This is a genomic window from Streptomyces sp. NPDC060035 (genome assembly GCF_042736635.1).
GTDB lineage: Bacteria > Actinomycetota > Actinomycetes > Streptomycetales > Streptomycetaceae > Streptomyces.
This window is the reverse complement of record NZ_JBHWVO010000024.1, coordinates 1-17,074: the sequence shown is the minus strand read 5'-3', so window position 1 is coordinate 17,074 and position 17,074 is coordinate 1. Positions and strand designations below refer to the sequence as shown.

The following is a 17,074-nucleotide window of genomic DNA, read 5'->3' as shown; positions in this document are numbered from 1 at the left end:
CGACGTTGTGGACCATTTTCACGAAGTGCCCGGCGGCATCCGGCCCGATGTGGGTGGTGCACGGTGAGCCGTCCTTCGCCTTGGCGGCGATCTTCTCCAGCATCGGCCCCAGGGACGCGTAGGACTCCTTGGAGCCGCCCGGCATGATGCTCGGCCCGTTCAGCGCACCCTCCTCGCCGCCGGAGATGCCCACGCCGACGAAGTGGATCCCCCGCTCGCGCAGCTCCTTCTCGCGGCGACGGGTGTCCTCGAAGTGGGCGTTGCCGCCGTCGATGATGACATCGCCGTCGTCCAGGAGCGGGGCGAATTCCTTGATCACGGCGTCGGTCGGGTCACCCGCCTTGACCATGATCACCAGACGGCGTGGGCGCTCCAGCGCGGCGACGAACTCCTGAGGGGTATGCGCCGCGACAAAGGTGCCCTCCGTGCCGAATTCCTCGACGAGGGCGTCGGTCTTCGCGGTGGTGCGGTTGTGCACGGCGACGGTGAAGCCGTTGCGGGCGAAGTTGCGGGCCAGGTTGCGGCCCATTACCGCGAGTCCTGTGACGCCGATCTGTGCAGTGCCGCTCATCTGTGTGCTCCTGCAATCTGTTCGGGGATGCCGGTCAGGGATACGGGTTTCGGCGGAAGGGTGTTCAGAGGGCTGTTTCCTCGCCCAGGAGGTCCACCTCCTCGGGAATCAGGTGCATCGCCGCCTCTTCGGCCGATGCCGCCGCACCGTCGATGCCGACGTCCTGGGCGGTGAGCGTGGCCGGAACGTGGCCGTCGCCCTCCTGGGTGAGGCGTCCGGCGCGGTCGGTGCCCACTTCCGTGTCGTAGAGCTCGCCGTCACCGTCGGCCAGATCTCCAGGCCCGTCTCCGGGTTCTGAGACTTCGGGAATCTCCCTGGTCAGGCGGCCCTCGAGGGATTCACCCGTGTGCCCTTCCGTCGCGGTGGTGCCCTCGTCGTCGACCGCCCATGGCCGATCGGGCGGTGAGTACCCCTCGTCGAGTACGTCGGTGATCCCGGAGGTGTCCAGGGTGTCCTCCACATCGAGCAGGTCATCGGGGTCGGAGGCTTCCGGTTCCTGGGGCTGGTAGACGTCGTCCCCCCGGTCGGTGTCGGTCATGGTGTGTTCCTTTCGCTCCGGGGGTGTGGGGCTGCCGCCGCGTCCGCGGGGCGCCGGGGTTCGTCACGCCCTTTCCGAGTCCCTGTATGCAATTCCACTCCGGTCCAGCGGTGGCCGCAACGGAAGCGGTGTCCGGAAGGTCATGACGAAGCCTTAGATGACAATGAAAACGATTATCGATAGCGTGTGAGGGGTCGGACAGGGCAGCCCCCGCACGGGGGTGGGTTCCGCCTGCCGCCATTCCCAACGGCACTGTGAGAAGGGGGAGCTCGTGGCTCACCTGTTGGTGGTCGAGAGCTGGGTCGGATCGATGAGCAGACTGCTGCCGCGGGCACTGGACGAGGGCGGGCATCACTTCACCTTCCTCACCCGCGACCTGCAGCACTACCTCCGCTCCGCACCCGAGGGCACGGACCATCCGCTGCTCACCGCGCGAAACGTCATCACAGCACCCACCAATGACATCGGTGTGCTGCTCCCGTCGGCCGAGCGACTGCACGGAGCCCTCACCTTCGACGGAGTGATCACCTCCTGCGACTACTACCTGCCCACGGCCGCCCGCATCGCCGCCCGGCTCGGCCTTCGGGGCCCGGAGCCCGAAGCGATGGAGAACGCCTGCCGCAAGGACGCCACCCGCCGACTCCTGGCCGCCGCCGGCGTCCCGGGACCCAGATTCGCGGTCTGCGAGGACGCGGTCGCCGCAGCCGAGGCCGCGCGGGACATCGGCTACCCGCTGGTGGTCAAGCCGGTGGACCTGTGCGCGGGCATGCTCGTGCGGCGTGCGGACGACGCGGCACAGCTGGCCGCGGCCTGCCGTGCCCTTCAGGCCTTCCCCGTCAACGCCCGCGGACAACGCCGCACGGCCCACATCCTGCTCGAGGAGTTCCTCCAGGGCCCCGAAGTCAGCGTCGAGACCGTGACGTACGCAGGCACGGCCCATGTCGTCGGAGTGACCGACAAGAGCATCGGCGGTGCGCCGGCCTTCGTCGAGACCGGCCACATGTTCCCGGCCGACCTCACGCCCGACGGGATCGCTGCCGCCACCGGCACCGCGGTACGCGCCGGAGCCGCACTGGGACTCGACGACGTCGTGGCGCACACCGAGATCAAGCTGACCGCCGACGGGCCCCGTGTCGTGGAGGTCAACCCGCGCCCAGCAGGAAACCGCATCACCGAACTCGTACGTCACGTCACCGGCATCGACCTCGCAGCCGCCTGCGTCGACGTGGCGCTCGGTCGCGAGCCCGATCTCCGTCGGCGCGACACCGGGCTGCACAGTGCTGCCATCGGATTCCTGGTCCCGGACACCACGGGCACCCTGGCATCCGTCGAGGGCGCCGCCGGGATGCGCGACGCCGACGGAGTGCTCGAAATCCAGCTCGCCGAACCGGGACGGAAGGTCGAGGCGGTAGACAGCAACAACGCCTATCTGGGCCACGTCATGGCAGGCGACGCCGCCGGACTCGGTGCCCGCGACCGCGTCGAGTTGCTGCTGGCAGGCCTGCGCCCCCGGCTTGTGCGGTCATGACGACGACCCCTCTCGCCGAGGCCGGGGCACTCACCTTCGACGCGCTCGTGCACCGTGCGCTGGACGGGGAACTGGGCCCGGATCCCCGAACCCGCCGGATCGCCGTGGCCTTCACGACGTCCCAGGCCGTACGGCACGATGGGCGGCGCGGCGGGTACCGCAACGAGGTCCTCAGCCTCCGCCTCGACCGGGCCATCGGTTCGTGCTCCGTCGAACCCGGCGCCCTCCCCGCCGAAACGGTCGACGACTGCGCCGGTGCGGACGTGGCCGGCCTCCTCGTCCACCCGCTGCTGCCGGTACGGGTCGCGGCGCTGGACGCCTACCTGATGGACGTCCTCCCGCACACCCGGGCGGGCGGAGCGCAGGCGGTGGACGTCCCCGCCGGGACGTCGATCGAGCGCTCCCGCGCGCGGGCCAAGGCCGTCGTCGATCTGCTGGCTGTCGCCCCCGGCGGCACGGTTCTGCTCGTCGGAGTCGTCAACTCCCTGCTGGCGGAACTGCGCACACGTGGCCTCACAGGCCTTCCGTGCGACCTGAAGGGCGGCACCACCGAATGGGGCGAACCCGTCACCACCGACGCCCTGGAGGCCATCGCACACTGCGACGCGGTGCTGGCCTCCGGCATGACGCTCGGCAACGGGACCTTCGATCCGCTGCGCCGGCATGCCCTGGACCACGACAAGCCCCTCGTCATGTTCGCCCAGACAGGGAGCGCGGTGCTGCCCCGGTTCCTCGGCGCCGGAGTGGCCGCGGTCTGTGCGGAGCCGTACCCCTTCTTCTGGCTCGACGGCGGACCCGGCACCGTCCACCGCTACCGGGCGGACGACGGCGGACCGGGTACGTTCCGCCACCATCCGGCGGACGACGGCGGACCGGGCACCGTCCACCCCCACCCGGCGGACGACGGGGGCACCCTGTGACCACGGCAGCACTGCGGACCCTCGCTCCCCACCGCGAGCTCCTCGCACTTCTCGGCCGCACACCGCTGGCCAGGATCACGACAGGACTCCCGGCACCCCACCCCGGCTTCTGGGCCAAGCTCGAAGGGCACGCCGTCGGCGGCATGAAGGCACGGGCAGCGGTGTCGATGCTCCTCGGAGCCGAGGAACGCGGCGAACTGCGCCCCGGAGCCCCTGTGGTGGAGTCCACCTCCGGCACACTCGGCATGGGCCTCGCCGTTGCGGGGCAGGCGCTCGGTCACCCCGTAGTCCTGGTGGGCGACAGTGAACTCGAGCCTTCCATGCGGCAGTTGCTGCGTGCGTACGGAGCCCGGCTGGAGCTCGTCGACCGTCCGGCGGACCGGGGCGGCTGGCAGGGCGCCCGGCTGGAACGGCTGCACGACCTGCTCGGCCGACTGCCTGGCGCGTACTGGCCCGATCAGTACAACAACCCTGACAACACCGCCGGTTACGCCTCCCTCGCCGCCGAACTGGCGACCCAGCTGGACCACCTCGACATCCTTGTGTGCAGCGTCGGCACCGGCGGGCACAGCGCCGGAATCGCCGGACCACTGCGCAGGCACTGGCCCGCCCTGCGGATGATCGCCGTCGACTCCACCGGCTCCACCATCTTCGGCCGGCCCGCCGCACCCCGCCTGATGCGGGGGCTCGGCAGCAGCATCCATCCGCGCAACGTCGCCTACGACGCCTTCGACGAGGTCCACTGGATCGGTCCGGCCGAGGCCGCCGACGCCTGCCGGCGCCTCGCCCGGGGCAACTTCGTCAGCGGCGGCTGGAGCACCGGCGCCGTCGCACGCGTCTCCGCGTGGGCCGCCCGGACCCATCGGGGTGCGGCCGTCGCCACCGTCTTCCCCGACGGGCCGCACCGCTACCTCGGAAGCGTCTACGACGACGACTTCACGACCGCCTACGGCATCGACCCGGACCTCGCGGCCACCGATCCCGTCGAGATCCCGCACCCGCGCACCGCCGACTCCGGCGGATGGGCCAGGTGCACCACCGTCACCGACCCGCTCGCGGAACACCTGGAGAGGCAGCGGTGAACGTCACCCAGCACACCGGCCGGCTCGTCCTTGCCGAGCCGTTGCGCATCTCACGCTCGACCATGACCGCGCGCGACGCCGTGCGGCTGACCGTCGAACACGAAGGGCTGAGCGGTCACGGCGAGGCCGTCACCAGCATCTTCTACGGCCTCGACACCCGCACTCTGCAACGGCTCATGGCCGGGATCGGCGGGCGGCTCACCCGCTTCGCCGGACCGGAGACCGCACTGCACGCACTGCGCGTCGGCGAGCTCACCACCCCGGACACCCCCGCCGCGGTGACCGCGGCCACAGAGGCGGCGCTCCTCGACCTGGTCGGCAAGCGCACCGCCACCGCCGTACACCGGTTCCTGGGGTCCCCCGAGGCGCCGAGGGCCGCCACCGCCCGTACGATCTCCCTCACCTCGCCGGGCAGGGCGGCAGCCCGGGCCCGACTGCTGGCCGATGCCGGGTTCTCCGTCATCAAGATCAAGGCAGGCGACCGGGACCAGGAATCGGATCTGGACCGGGTACGCGCCGTCCGCGCGGCAGCCCCCGGCGCCCGGCTCCTCCTCGACCCGAACGGGGCCTGGTCCGTCGGCCAGGCGCGCGCGCTCCTGCCCCGGTTCGCCGAACTCGGCATCGAGGCTGTCGAACAGCCGCTCGCCCCCGGCGACCCGGAGGCCCTGGCGCGACTCGCGGCCCGGTCCCCGCTGCCCGTCATCGCGGACGAGGACGCGGTCACCTACGAGGACGCCCGGCGGCTCGCCGGACGCGTCCACGGAATCAACGTCAAACTCGCCAAGTGCGGCGGTGTCCACGCCGCGCTGCGGATCGCCGCCCTGATCGAGGGCAGCGGAACGGACCTGATGCTCGGCTGTCTGACCGCCAGCACCCTCGGTATCGCCCCGGCGGTCCATATTGCCGACCGTGCCCGCTGGATCGACCTCGACGGGCACCTGCTGCTCGCCCACGACCCCTGGACCGGCATCGGCGGCACCGACGGCTCTGTGGGAACGACCTGTCGGCCGGGGCTCGGCGTGCGGCAGCGCACTGCGGTGGAGCACGGGGTGTCCCAGGAGTTGGCGTCATGAGGACCTGGCACGAGATCCGCCGGGAGCCCCGGCACGGAGGTGCTGCGGGTCGACCGGCTCGTCGCCCACCACCGCGCCGGGAGCGCCCCGGTCCGGGTGCTGGTGTGCGACGAGATCACCTCGGGACTCGACCCGGTCGCCCGGCGCTCCCTGCTGGACCTGTTCGCCGCACTGATCCGGCGAGGGGACGGCCCCTGCGTCGTGCTCAGCCGCACCGGCGGCGCGCATCGCCGTACCGGACGGCGGCGAGGTGGTCGAGGAGGGCCCCGGAGAGCAGATCCTCACCGCACCGAGCCATCCGTTCACCCTTGCGCTGCTCGGTGCGTCAACGCGGCGGGGGCGGCCGTACGCCCCTGACCGGGCCACACAGCCCTCTCACCGAGGCGAAGCGGAATCCGGATCACCTGACCGGACGTACACTCGGCTCATGGGTCGCATCAGTGTCATGGGGAAGTGCCTGCACCAGGCCGCCTCCGGTGCGTCCGCGAGCTGCCGCAGCGCCCTGCACGGGCACGGCTAGCGATCTTCAGCGGTTCCTGACCGGGCTCTGCCCCGTCCCGCTGCTCCGCCGAGCACATCGCATCTCACCCATCGCACGTCGCATTTCGCTCGTCGCACAGCGCACGGGCTCCACTTCACCACCGCAGCTTCGGCGCACCGCCGTCGCTGCGTCCCGGCGACGGCCCCACCACGGCCACAGCCACCCTCGAAGGGAACATCTTGAAGCTGAGCGCGCTGCTGGCCGGGCAGGACCACGACCTCCTCCAGGGCGACCCGGAGAGGACCTTGATCACCGCGGGAACGACCTTCGACGCGGACCGGGTGGCACCGGGATCGCTGTTCATCGCGGTGCCGGGACACGTGGAGGGCGGCCCGGGATCCGTGGCCCCGGCCCTTGCCCGGGGCGCGGTGGCGGTCGTCGTGGACGACAGCTGTGTGCTGCCCGTGACAGACGCGGACGTCTGCGTCGTGCGGGTTCCGGACACCCGAGTCGCGGCCGCGGTCCTCGCCTCCCGCTACTTCGGCGAGCCGGGGAGGCAGATGGACATGGTGGCGATCACAGGCACCAACGGGAAGACCTCGGTCTCGTACATGGTCGAGTCCGTGCTCCGGATCTCCGAGGGCGTGAGAAGCGGTGTCATCGGTACGGCGGGCAGTCGCATCGGCGACGAGCTGATCCCGATGCCGCAGTCCGTGCTGACCACACCGGAATCGCCCGACCTGCAGTACCTGTTGGGGTGCATGCGCGACCGGGGAGTGGGCAGCGTGGTGCTGGAGGCCACGTCGATGGGCCTGCTGAACCACCGGGTGGACCGCACCTTCATCGACGTGGGGGTCTTCACCAACCTGAGCCAGGACCACCTGGACGACCACGGAACGATGGAGAACTACCGGGACGCGAAGCTCCGGCTCTTCCAGGGGCTGTGCCGGCGTGCCGTGGTCAACGCCGACGACCCGGTGGGAGCCGGCATCCACGCGATGATGCCCGGTGCGGTGACCACGTACGCCCTCGACACCGATGCGGATTACCGGGCCACCGACCTCACCGTCGACGCTTCGGGCACCCGCTTCACCCTGCACCACGACGGCCGCAAGTACCCGGCGGCGATCCCCTCGCCGGGCCGGTTCTCCGTGGCCAACGCGCTGGCCACGGTGGCGGCCTGTCACATCCTGGGGCACGATCTGGCCGGGCTGGTCGCCGCGCTGGAACGGATGCCGCAGATCCCGGGCCGGTTCGAGCGCCTGACGACCCCGCAGGGAACGTCGGTGATCGTGGACTACGCCCACTCCCCGGACTCGCTGAACAAAGTGCTCGGCACCATCCGCGGCTTCGCCCGGGCCAAGGTCATCACCGTCTTCGGCTGCGGCGGCGACAGGGACACCACCAAGCGGGCCGAGATGGGAACGATCGCCGGTACGCACTCGGACCTGTGTGTCCTCACCTCGGACAACCCCCGCCACGAGGACCCCGAGGCGATCCTGGACCAGGTCGCACCCGGTATCGAGGCGTCCGGCACCCCGTTCGAACGTTTCGCCGACCGTCGCAGGGCCATCGGCTTCGCCCTGTCCGCGGCGGGCCCGGACGACATCGTGCTGATCGCAGGCAAGGGAAGCGAGCCCCACCAGATCGTCGGCGACGAGCTGCTTCCGTTCAGCGACATGGCCACTGTGCGCGAATTCGCCCTGCTGCAGGGCCCGCTGTAGATCCCGAGATCCGGCGGGACAGGCGACTCCACCGGATCGGGCGCTGATTCACATCAGGAATGCGTCAACGGATGCGATCTTGGTGTTGGCCCGGATCGCCCGCCCGATGAAAGGCTGACGCCGCGCCGTCCGAAGGTCGGCCGAAGACGCAACGGGGGAGCGCGGATGACGGTGTTCAGGACGAGGTCCGGAGCGGTCCGGGGACGGCGGACCGCGCGCGACCCCGGAGTCGTCGTGCTGCGCGGAATCCCGTACGCCGCCCCGCCGTTCGGCGCCGATCGGTTCCGGGCCCCGCGCCCTGCCGCCGCCTGGGACGGCATCAGGGACTGTGCCGCGTTCGGCCCCGTTGCCCCGCAGTCGGCACAACTGCCCGGAGCGCCGGGCTGGTCACCCGGCGACGAGGACGTCCTCAGCCTCAACATCTGGACCCCGGGCGGCGTCGGCGACGCGCTCCCGGTGCTCGTCTGGATCCACGGCGGCGCCTATGTCTTCGGCTCCTCCGCGCAGCCGGACTTCGACGGCACCGCCCTGGCCGGTCACGGACTTGTCGTCGTCACGCTCAACTACCGTCTCGGCTTCGAGGGGTTCGGCCACGTCCCGCCCGTCGGCGGGGAGTCCTGCCCGGACAACCGCGGCCTGCTCGACCAGATCGCCGCCCTGGAGTGGGTGCGGGACCACATCCCCGCGTTCGGCGGCGCCGTCGGCAACGTCACCGTGGCCGGACAGTCCTCCGGAGCGACATCGGTGGCCTGCCTGATGGCGATGGACCGGGCGCGCGGCCTGTTCCGCCGCGCCATCGCCCACAGCGCTGTGAACTCCTGCGCCTCTCCGGAATCCGCCGCCCGCACCACAAGGGAGGTGGCCGCTGCCGCGGGCGTGCCGGCCACGTACGACGGCCTGGTCTCCGCCTCTCCGGGTGACCTCGTCGACGCCTCGGACGCCGTGGCCGACGGCTACCGCCGCGACCCCGGATCCGGAAGCCGCCACTACGACCCGGCGATCTACGGACCGGTGGCGGACGGTGACACGCTTCCCCTGGACCCGCTGACAGCATTCGCCGCCCGCCCAGCGGCCGATGTGGACCTGCTGGTCTGTCACACCACCGAGGAGTACTGGCTGCTGGACGCCGTAGGCAGCAGCGCGAAGATCACCACCGAGGAGCAACTCGCTGTCTTCGCGGAAGACTTCCGGCTGCCCGCATCGCTATTGGACGGCTACCGCACGCTCATGCCCGGTGCTCCCGTACTCGACGTCTACCTTGCCGTGTACGGAGACATGCTGTTCGGCGAGTACAGCAGCAGACTCGCCGAATCCCACGCGGGGGCAGGCGGCCGGGCCTTCCTGTCCCGGTTCGCCCGGCAGCGCGGTGGCCGTGGCGAACCGGTCCGGGCCTGGCACTGTGCGGACATCCCGTTCGCCTTCGGCAACCTCGACGAGGAGAGCGTCCACTTCCTCGTGGGAGGCCCTCCGGCTTCCGTCGATCACGACCTGTCGAGGCGCATGATGCGCGCATGGGCCGACTTCGCCGAAACCGGCGATCCGGGCTGGCCGCCGGTCAGCGGTTCCACGGGTGCGGTGAGGATCTGGGACACCGCCGGTGGAGACTCCGGCGGCGCGTGGGAGAGGTTCCGTACGGGGTGGCGCGGGGCCGGACTCCCGTTGCTGGCACCCTGACCCGGTCGGTCCGGGCTCCCGGACTGCAGCGGCGGCAACTTGAGCGCTCCTCTGCCTTCGCGGACATCGCGCACGATGCGCGCGCCGCAGGCGCGCAGAAGGAGTGCGGTCGAGCCGGCCAGGGCGCCGGTGATTCCGGCTCTCAGCTGCCTGTGGCGTGATCCGGCCATCGCCTGCTCCTCTCGCTCTCTCGGGCGTGTGCTTCCCGTGACGGTAGGACCGCTGACGACTCGCCGGATGATTACACCACTCGACTGAGCTGTCATTGGCATGGACCTGTCCATCGAACTGGACTACAGTCCGATGCGGCACTTCTGAGAGCGCTCTCAAAGCACCCTCGGATGCTTCCTGTTCCACCCCCACGATGCTGGAACAACACGAAGGGGCACTCCCTTGAGACATACGACGATGGTGCGGACCGGTCTGTCCGCCCTGCTCATCATCGGCACCTGGGCAACCGCCGGCCTCACCCAGGCGAGCGCGGCGGACTCCCCCTCCGTCGCCGAACCCCGGGCCGCCGCAGGCCTGATCGCGGCGATGCAGAAGGACCTGGGTCTGACGAAAAGCCAGGCCGAGGCCCGGCTCACCGCCGAGAAGTCGGCAACGGCCCTGCAGGGCACAGCGCAACGTGCGGCGGGAGCATCGTTCGGCGGCTCCTGGTTCGACGCGGAGAGCGGCAGGCTGACGGTGGCCGTCACCGACAGCGGGACGGCCCGCTCCGTCCGGGCGACCGGTGCGGACGTCCGCCTCGTCGACCACACCGCGAAGCAGCTCGACGCGGCCAAGAGCCGACTGGACGCACTCTCCGCGCCCAGCGGGGTCAGCAGCTGGCACGTCGATCCCAGGGCGAACAGCGTCGTGGTGAACGTCGTCGCCTCCGAGCAGGGTGACAACGATGTCCGCGCCTTCGTGGCCGAGGCGCGGAAGGCGGGGCCGGTCACGGTGAAGCAGACCGCCGCGGCCCCGCAGACCTTCGCCGCGGGAACGGTCGGCGGCGACCCGTACTACACGGGCAACGTGCGCTGTTCCATCGGCTTCTCGGTGCACGGCGGCTTCGTCACGGCCGGGCACTGCGGCCAGGCCGGTGGCGCGGTCAGGGGCTGGGACGGCTCGGCGATCGGCAACTTCCAGGGATCGTCCTTCCCGGACAACGACTACGCCTGGGTGAACGTGGGCAGCGGCTGGTGGACCGTCCCGGTCGTCCTGGGCTGGGGCACCGTCTCCGACCAGCTGGTCCGCGGCTCCAACGAGGCTCCGATAGGCGCCTCGATCTGCCGCTCCGGCTCCACCACACACTGGCACTGCGGAAACGTACTCGCCAAGAACGAGACGGTGAACTACAGCCAGGGCGCCGTCCACCAGATGACCAAGACCAGCGTGTGTGCCGAACCGGGTGACTCGGGCGGCTCGTTCATCAGCGGCGACCAGGCGCAGGGTGTCACCTCGGGCGGGTGGGGCAACTGCAGCGGCGGCGGTGAGACCTGGCACCAGCCCATCAACGAGATCCTCAACCGGTACGGGCTGACGCTCCACACGGCCTGACGCTCCGCAGGGCCTACCCGGTCCTGGCCCACGCCGTCGCCGGTTGCCCGGCGATCCGGCGGCAACGCGACGGTCTGCTGCGGCAGCAGGGTGGCCCCCTGCCGCAGCAGACCGTTCGCGCATCGACTGGGACCGTGCACTACTCCCGGCCCACTGTCGCCCGCCCTGTCCGGTCCCGCAGACCCTCCCTTGCGACTGCTCCGCAGCAGGCGGCGGACAGCGCGGCTACGCTTGCCCGTCGGCACGGCTCAGCCGAGGTCGCAGTGTTCCCGGATCAGCCGCAGACCCCTCCCAGGGTGGGGTAGCGGCCACGGACTGCCCCACCCCCGCTGCACAGCGACGCGCCGTCACCGCCGCTCGGCCGGCAGGAGGTGATACATGCTGAGCCGAATTGGCTGGACCTCGCCGATGGACCAAGGGCAGGTACGAGGACCGAAACCGGCAGGCGCCCCAGGGGCGGGTCATGAGAAGGTGCGGTTCGGCCCAGCGGAGGGGGAGGAATGGGGCTGACCTACGGCTACGACATCTACCTGCGTCCCCGGAACATCGCCAGGGGGCTGGCCAATCTGGCCGAGCTGGCGCCACCGACCCGTGGAGTGCCGCCGCTCGAGCTGACACTGCCCGGCGGTGACCGGCTCGTCCTCCCGTTCACATCCCAGGCCAAGAGCGAGCCGGTCGACTGCTCCACGAGCAGCACGCTCGAGCTCGACACGTCCCTCATGTTCGGCGTCGATGACGCGGTGCGCGAGTACGCAGAGACATACGGTCATGAAACCGAGGAGGACGGGCGAGTCGAAATCGGCTACGTCTACCTGACGATCCGGTTCCAGTCCTTTCTGCACCCTCGTTACGCATCGATGGAGTTCTGGGCAGCGACGTCGGCGATGAGCCGCATGTTCGCGCGGTCGGCCCGCGTCAGGGAGGTGTTCACCGACCTCACCGCCGCCAGCGGCGGAGTGTGCTGCCTGTTCGACACCGGCGACGGCGGCCCCGAGCACATGTGCTGGCTCAACGGTGAGACGACCCAGGAGATGGTCTCCGGTCCCCGCTTTCCGGATCGGCGAGCCCTTGTGTCGACTTGGTCCGACCCCGACCAGTGAGCACCGGTGCCCCTTGACGCGGCACAAAAACCTGGACGGACCAGCCGGAAGCAGTCTTCAGAGGGAGCCCGTGCATGCCTTGGAGGATCGGGGACAGAAAGGTTCCGCCCGCGCCCACACCATCAGGTGACAGTAAAACAATCAAAGCCTAACAAACCACCCTCTGGGGGAGTCGTTGACCTGGGGCCCTCTTCAAAAGCAATCTCACTGACAACCGCTGGGCCGATGTTCCTGCCGACGCCCATTGCATCGGATGCGAATAGGCGACACCCGCCCTGGAAGTGGGCCCAGGACCGCATGGAAGCGGCCCATCAGGGACGTTGGCCTGGGAATCAAGGCAGCTGTCTCATCGGCGGACACCTGTGGGTCTCACTCCATCGAGCGATGGAACTGCGAAGACGCCTCCGAGTTGCATCTGATGCGAAATTCTCGCGTCACAGACGGAGAGTGGTGGCGGATGGGCGGAGACGGCCTCGTTCCGGGGTCTGCTCGGCTGTACCTGGTAAACGGTCTGCCGTTGCTGCGGCCGGACGAGCAGGTCTTCGAGGTGATGATCACGGGGTCGCAATCAGCTGCTCGCCCGGAAATTCTGGCTGTTTCGGCGACTCGGAGAGGTCGATCCCACTGAAGTACGCAGGCAATGCGAGCAGAACCAGCTGAGAAGCTGTCTTCATGATGGACAAGGCCGGCGGGGTCCAAGGTCAGACGGTTCACCCGGGAAAGTACGCGCGCGTCGAGCGGGAGCGGCGGTTCTTGCTGGCTGAAGCGCCGGAACCGTCAGCGGTGACGGTCACCCGAATGATCACCGACCGCTATCTGGTGGGAACGCGCCTGCGTTTGCGACGCGCCGAGCGGTCGGACGGCGACTGCGAGCTCAAGCTCACCCAGAAGGTGCCGGTCTCTCGGCGAGGCGCGGTTCAGGGACTGATCACGAATACGTACTTGTCGTCGGCCGAGTACGACCTGCTCGCCCCACTGCCGGCCGCAGTGCTGTCCAAGACGCGTTTCAGCGTGCCTCCCTTGGGTGTTGACGTCTTCGACGGCCCTCTGCAGGGCCTGGTCCTAGCAGAGGGCGAGTTCACCACCGACGAGGAGGCTCAATCCTTCGTGCCGCCTCCGGAGTGCGTGGCAGAGGTGACTGACGACGCCCGCTTCACCGGAGGCCGCCTTGTCGAGACCTCTCGCCACGATCTTCTCCAGTGGCTGGCCGAGTACGGGCTCCATCCAGCGACTCCCTGACAGTCAAAGCCTCTCGGGGCCGGGCATTGAGGCAGTTTCCATACCCGACTCCACCCTTAGGCGTCTCCTCCGACTTCCGCACCTGCTCTCTGCGTCGCGTCCTGGACGCCACCGTCGAGGCTCTCTGCGGCCGGGAAGAACCTCCTGATGCCACGCCGGATCAGCTGTTGGTGGCGCCCGCGTGAGCTGATGGCCGCCCGCGGCATGTTCGCCGTCGCCGAACTGATGCCGCACCTGACCGAACGCGGCATCACGCTGTCCTCCTCGCAGGTCCACCGTCTGGTCTCCGGCACTCCCGCCCATCTCCGCCGGCCCGGCACCAACTGCCTGTGCACGGCGCACCGTTCACAGACTATTGACACGCTCTCAGCGGCGGCGTAACACTGGCACCGCTTTGGAGAGCGCTCTCCCAGAAGGTTTCCGCGAGGAGATCCCGGCCTCGAGCCGCACTGGGCGGGCCTCTTCGTGGTGCACCATCCAGCTCCACTCTCCCCCCACTGCGCACCCGATGTGCGCGGATGAAGAGCGGCATGGAGGTCCGCATGGCCGAAAGACTCAGCAGAACCACTCTGGTGTCCGCCCTCATCGTCGCCACGGCGCTGGCCCTGGTGGCCCTGGGGCTCACCGCGATCACGAACGCCGGTGCCGGAACCGCCGATGCCGCACCGCAGACGGCCGGCCGGCCCGCCGCGGCGTCGCATGTCCTGCAGGGGCACGTCATGGCGGCGGCCGATCCTGTTCCGTCGGGCGACGATCCGGACGGCGACGGATACATTCCGGCGAATCCGCCGGTCACCGGGGTGCAGCCGTCCACCGAGATCCCTCCGGTTCGGTACTTCCACGAGTTCCAGGCGAACTGCTCGGTCAACCACACCGGTTCCGTGGACCCGATCGTCTACCCGGGCCAGACCGGCAAGTCCCACAACCACACCTTCATGGGCAACGACACCACGGACGAGAACAGCACCACCGCCTCGCTCGGTGCGGGCGGTACCGCCTGCAAGGCACCCGGTGACCTGTCCGCGTACTGGATGCCGACCCTCTACAACGGCGACCAGGAGGTGCGCCCGGTCGGTCCGCAGACCATCTACTACAAGTCAGGGGTGACCGACTACAGGAGCGTCAGGCCCTTCCCGAAGGGGCTGCGGTTCGTCGTCGGCAGTCCGATGCAGACGCTGGAGGAGTTCCGTAATCATCCGGGCAAGGTGGAGGGCTGGGAGTGCGGAGAGAGCTACAACAACTTCGACTTCCCGGTCACCTGCCCGTCCCGCCCGGACGTGCAGCTGAACCTTCGTATGCAGGCGCCCAGTTGCTGGGACGGGAAGAACCTCGACACCCCGGACCACAAGGCCCACATGGCCTATCCGGGTGCTCAGGGGGCCAACCAGAACGTCTGCCCGACGACGCATCCGGTCGCCCTGCCCATGATCGAGTTCAAGATGGCGTGGCCGGTCAACGGTGACATGTCGCAGGTGAGGCTGGCCAGCGGTACGGGCCACTCCTTCCACTACGACTTCTTCAACGCCTGGGACGATGCCACGCTGAACGCCATGGTCAGCCACTGCGTCGTCGGCGGTCTCCAGTGCGACGCCCGGGGCTATGACCAGAACCACCCCGGCGAGGGTGCCGCCCTGGACGAGAACTACGAACTTCCCTGACCCCTAGCGCCTCTCCCTGATGGGTGCGGTGTGCCCATCAGGGAGAGCGCTCTCCAAGGTTCACCGACTCCCGCAAGGAGCTGTCTCCCCCCATGAAGATGCCACGTCTCAACCTGTCGGCCCGCGGCCGCAGGCGTACGACGGCCCGCCTCGCCGTGGCCGCCCTCGTCGCCGCCGGAGCGGCCATCATGCCCGTGCCCGCAGCGCAGGCGGCCGGAAGCATCGTGAAGGTCGAGGGATCGCAGGGCGCCTGGCGGCTCACCGTCGACGGCTCGCCGTACACGGTCAAGGGTCTGACCTGGGGCCCTGCCGTCGCTGACGCCGGAAAGTACATGCCCGACGTCAAGTCAATGGGCGTCAACACCATTCGTACCTGGGGCACGGACGCCACGACGAAACCACTTCTCGACACCGCTGCCGACAACGGGATCAAGGTCATCGCAGGGTTCTGGCTCCAGCCGGGCGGCGGGCCGGGAAGCGGTGGGTGCGTCAACTACCTGACGGACACCGACTACAAGAACAACATGCTCGCCGAGTTCCCCAGGTGGGTGGAGGCCTACAAGGACCATGCGGGTGTCCTGATGTGGAACGTCGGCAACGAGTCCGTACTCGGCCTCCAGAACTGTTACAGCGGGGACGCCCTGGAGCAGCAGCGCAACGCGTACACGACGTTCGTCAATGACATCACCAAGAAGATCCACGCAGTCGACCCCAACCACCCCGTCACCTCGACGGACGCGTGGACCGGCGCCTGGCCGTACTACAAGAAGAACGCGCCCGACCTCGACCTGTACGCCGTGAACTCCTACGGTGCCGTCTGCGACATCCGCCGGACCTGGCAGGACGGGGGCTTCGACAAGCCCTACATCGTCACCGAGGGCGGCCCCGCCGGCGAGTGGGAGGTACCGGACGACGCCAACGGTGTACCGGACGAGCCGGCCGACGTGGCAAAGGCCGAGGGCTACGGCAGGGCGTGGCAGTGCATCACGGGTCACACCGGAGTGGCGCTCGGCGCGACGCTCTTCCACTACGGCACCGAGTACGACTTCGGCGGTGTCTGGTTCAACCTGCTCCCGGCGGGCCAGAAGAGGCTTTCGTACTACGCGGTCAAGGAGGCGTACGGAGCAGATACCTCGGGCGACAACACGCCGCCCGTGATCACCGGCATGACCGTCGACAACGCCTCTGCGGTCCAGGCGGGCAAGCCGTTCACCGTGAAGGCATCGGTCTCCGATCCGGACGGTGACGCGCTCACCCATCAGGTGCTGCTCGGCAGCAAGTACGTCGACGACAGCAGTCAGTTGACGGACGCGCGGTTCACGGACAAGGGCAACGGCACCTTCGAGATCACCGCGCCCGACCGGCTCGGTGTGTGGAAGGTCTACCTCAAGACCTCGGACGGCAGGGGCAACGTCGGAATCGAGACGAAGTCCTTCGCGGTCGTGCCCCCGGAAGTCGGCGGTACGAACGTGGCGGCGGGCAAGCCCGCCACCGCGTCCACCTTCCAGCCCGGCAGTGTCGGCTGCCCCTGCCCCGCGGGCAACGCCGTCGACGGGTCCTTCGACACCCGCTGGGCGAGCGAATGGGCCGACCAGCAGTGGCTGCAGGTGGACCTCGGAGGGAGGACCGCCTTCAACCATGTGCAGCTGGCCTGGGAGGCCGCATACGCCAAGGGGTACACCCTGCAGACCTCGGACAACGGCCAGGACTGGACCACCGTGCACACCGTCACCGAGGGCAACGGCGGGATCGATGACATCGACGTCGCGGGCGACGCGCGCTACGTACGCGTGAACACCTCGGTACGCGGCACCCCTTGGGGTTACTCGCTCTACGAGTTCGGCGTCTACCGGAGCTGACCGCTCGTAGGACCTGCCGCGCCGTCTCTCTCCCCGCTGTCGGTGCGGCAGGGAAGTCCGCGGCGGGCCACGGAGGCCCCGGGGC

At 69.5% G+C, this 17,074-nt stretch carries 14 protein-coding genes and 1 pseudogene; 12 read left to right on the top strand and 3 right to left on the bottom strand.

Features of this window, described 5'->3' with window-relative positions:
- Window positions 1-4 precede the first annotated feature (4 nt).
- Both ACFWBQ_RS29795 and ACFWBQ_RS29790 read right to left on the bottom strand, forming a co-directional pair.
- Window positions 5-571: pseudogene (locus ACFWBQ_RS29795) on the bottom strand (NAD(P)-binding domain-containing protein); the annotation flags it as partial.
- Window positions 572-635: 64 nt separating this feature from the next.
- Complete coding sequence (locus ACFWBQ_RS29790) at window positions 636-1,109, bottom strand: DUF5709 domain-containing protein (RefSeq protein ID WP_385502444.1); 474 nt, start codon at window positions 1,107-1,109, stop codon at window positions 636-638.
- Between the two features lie 271 nt (window positions 1,110-1,380).
- Between ACFWBQ_RS29790 and ACFWBQ_RS29785 the strand changes: the two genes are divergently transcribed.
- From ACFWBQ_RS29785 to ACFWBQ_RS29770, 4 genes are read left to right on the top strand one after another with little or no spacing between them, the layout of a single operon-like run.
- On the top strand, window positions 1,381-2,637 hold the full coding sequence (locus ACFWBQ_RS29785) for an ATP-grasp domain-containing protein (protein WP_385502440.1): 1,257 nt from the start codon (window positions 1,381-1,383) through the stop codon (window positions 2,635-2,637).
- A complete protein-coding gene (locus ACFWBQ_RS29780; protein ID WP_385502436.1) occupies window positions 2,634-3,557 on the top strand; it encodes a Rossmann-like domain-containing protein in 924 nt (307 codons plus the stop codon). Before ACFWBQ_RS29785 ends, ACFWBQ_RS29780 begins: the two co-directional genes overlap by 4 nt.
- The gene (locus tag ACFWBQ_RS29775; RefSeq protein WP_385502431.1) at window positions 3,554-4,639 is read left to right on the top strand and encodes a PLP-dependent cysteine synthase family protein; all 1,086 of its coding nucleotides are present in this window, start codon (window positions 3,554-3,556) and stop codon (window positions 4,637-4,639) included. Before ACFWBQ_RS29780 ends, ACFWBQ_RS29775 begins: the two co-directional genes overlap by 4 nt.
- Window positions 4,636-5,712 (top strand): enolase C-terminal domain-like protein, encoded by a 1,077-nt coding sequence (locus ACFWBQ_RS29770; protein WP_385502428.1) that lies wholly within the window; start codon window positions 4,636-4,638, stop codon window positions 5,710-5,712. The genes ACFWBQ_RS29775 and ACFWBQ_RS29770 overlap by 4 nt, the downstream gene beginning before the upstream one ends.
- On the opposite strand, the gene ACFWBQ_RS29765 is transcribed toward ACFWBQ_RS29770, so the two are convergent.
- Window positions 5,707-6,018 carry a hypothetical protein gene (locus tag ACFWBQ_RS29765; protein ID WP_385502424.1) on the bottom strand — a complete coding sequence of 104 codons (312 nt, stop codon included), beginning with the start codon at window positions 6,016-6,018 and terminating at the stop codon, window positions 5,707-5,709. The two genes, ACFWBQ_RS29770 and ACFWBQ_RS29765, sit on opposite strands and share 6 nt — an antisense overlap.
- Before the next feature lie 414 nt (window positions 6,019-6,432).
- On the opposite strand from ACFWBQ_RS29765, the gene ACFWBQ_RS29760 reads away from it, so the two are divergent.
- The 8 genes from ACFWBQ_RS29760 to ACFWBQ_RS29725 all read left to right on the top strand — a co-directional run bounded on the left by ACFWBQ_RS29760 (window position 6,433) and on the right by ACFWBQ_RS29725 (window position 16,989).
- Entirely contained in the window at window positions 6,433-7,917 is a 1,485-nt protein-coding gene (locus ACFWBQ_RS29760; protein ID WP_385502420.1) for a UDP-N-acetylmuramoyl-L-alanyl-D-glutamate--2,6-diaminopimelate ligase, read from the top strand.
- Window positions 7,918-8,082: 165 nt separating this feature from the next.
- A complete protein-coding gene (locus ACFWBQ_RS29755) occupies window positions 8,083-9,591 on the top strand; it encodes a carboxylesterase/lipase family protein (protein WP_385502416.1) in 1,509 nt (502 codons plus the stop codon).
- A 408-nt stretch (window positions 9,592-9,999) separates the two neighbouring features.
- Window positions 10,000-11,133, top strand: a complete 1,134-nt coding sequence (locus tag ACFWBQ_RS29750) for a S1 family peptidase (RefSeq protein ID WP_385502810.1) — start codon at window positions 10,000-10,002, stop codon at window positions 11,131-11,133.
- 500 nt (window positions 11,134-11,633) lie between these two features.
- Entirely contained in the window at window positions 11,634-12,233 is a 600-nt protein-coding gene (locus tag ACFWBQ_RS29745) for a hypothetical protein (RefSeq protein WP_385502411.1), read from the top strand.
- Between the two features lie 672 nt (window positions 12,234-12,905).
- Window positions 12,906-13,472, top strand: a complete 567-nt coding sequence (locus ACFWBQ_RS29740) for a hypothetical protein (protein WP_385502407.1) — start codon at window positions 12,906-12,908, stop codon at window positions 13,470-13,472.
- Window positions 13,473-13,619: 147 nt separating this feature from the next.
- Entirely contained in the window at window positions 13,620-13,853 is a 234-nt protein-coding gene (locus ACFWBQ_RS29735) for a hypothetical protein (protein WP_385502405.1), read from the top strand.
- Between the two features lie 161 nt (window positions 13,854-14,014).
- Window positions 14,015-15,130: a DUF1996 domain-containing protein gene (locus ACFWBQ_RS29730; protein WP_385502401.1), complete on the top strand. Its 1,116-nt coding sequence runs from the start codon at window positions 14,015-14,017 to the stop codon at window positions 15,128-15,130.
- A 92-nt stretch (window positions 15,131-15,222) separates the two neighbouring features.
- Window positions 15,223-16,989, top strand: coding sequence for a discoidin domain-containing protein (locus ACFWBQ_RS29725; RefSeq protein ID WP_385502397.1), 1,767 nt, complete (start codon window positions 15,223-15,225; stop codon window positions 16,987-16,989).
- The last annotated feature ends 85 nt before the right edge of the window (window positions 16,990-17,074 follow it).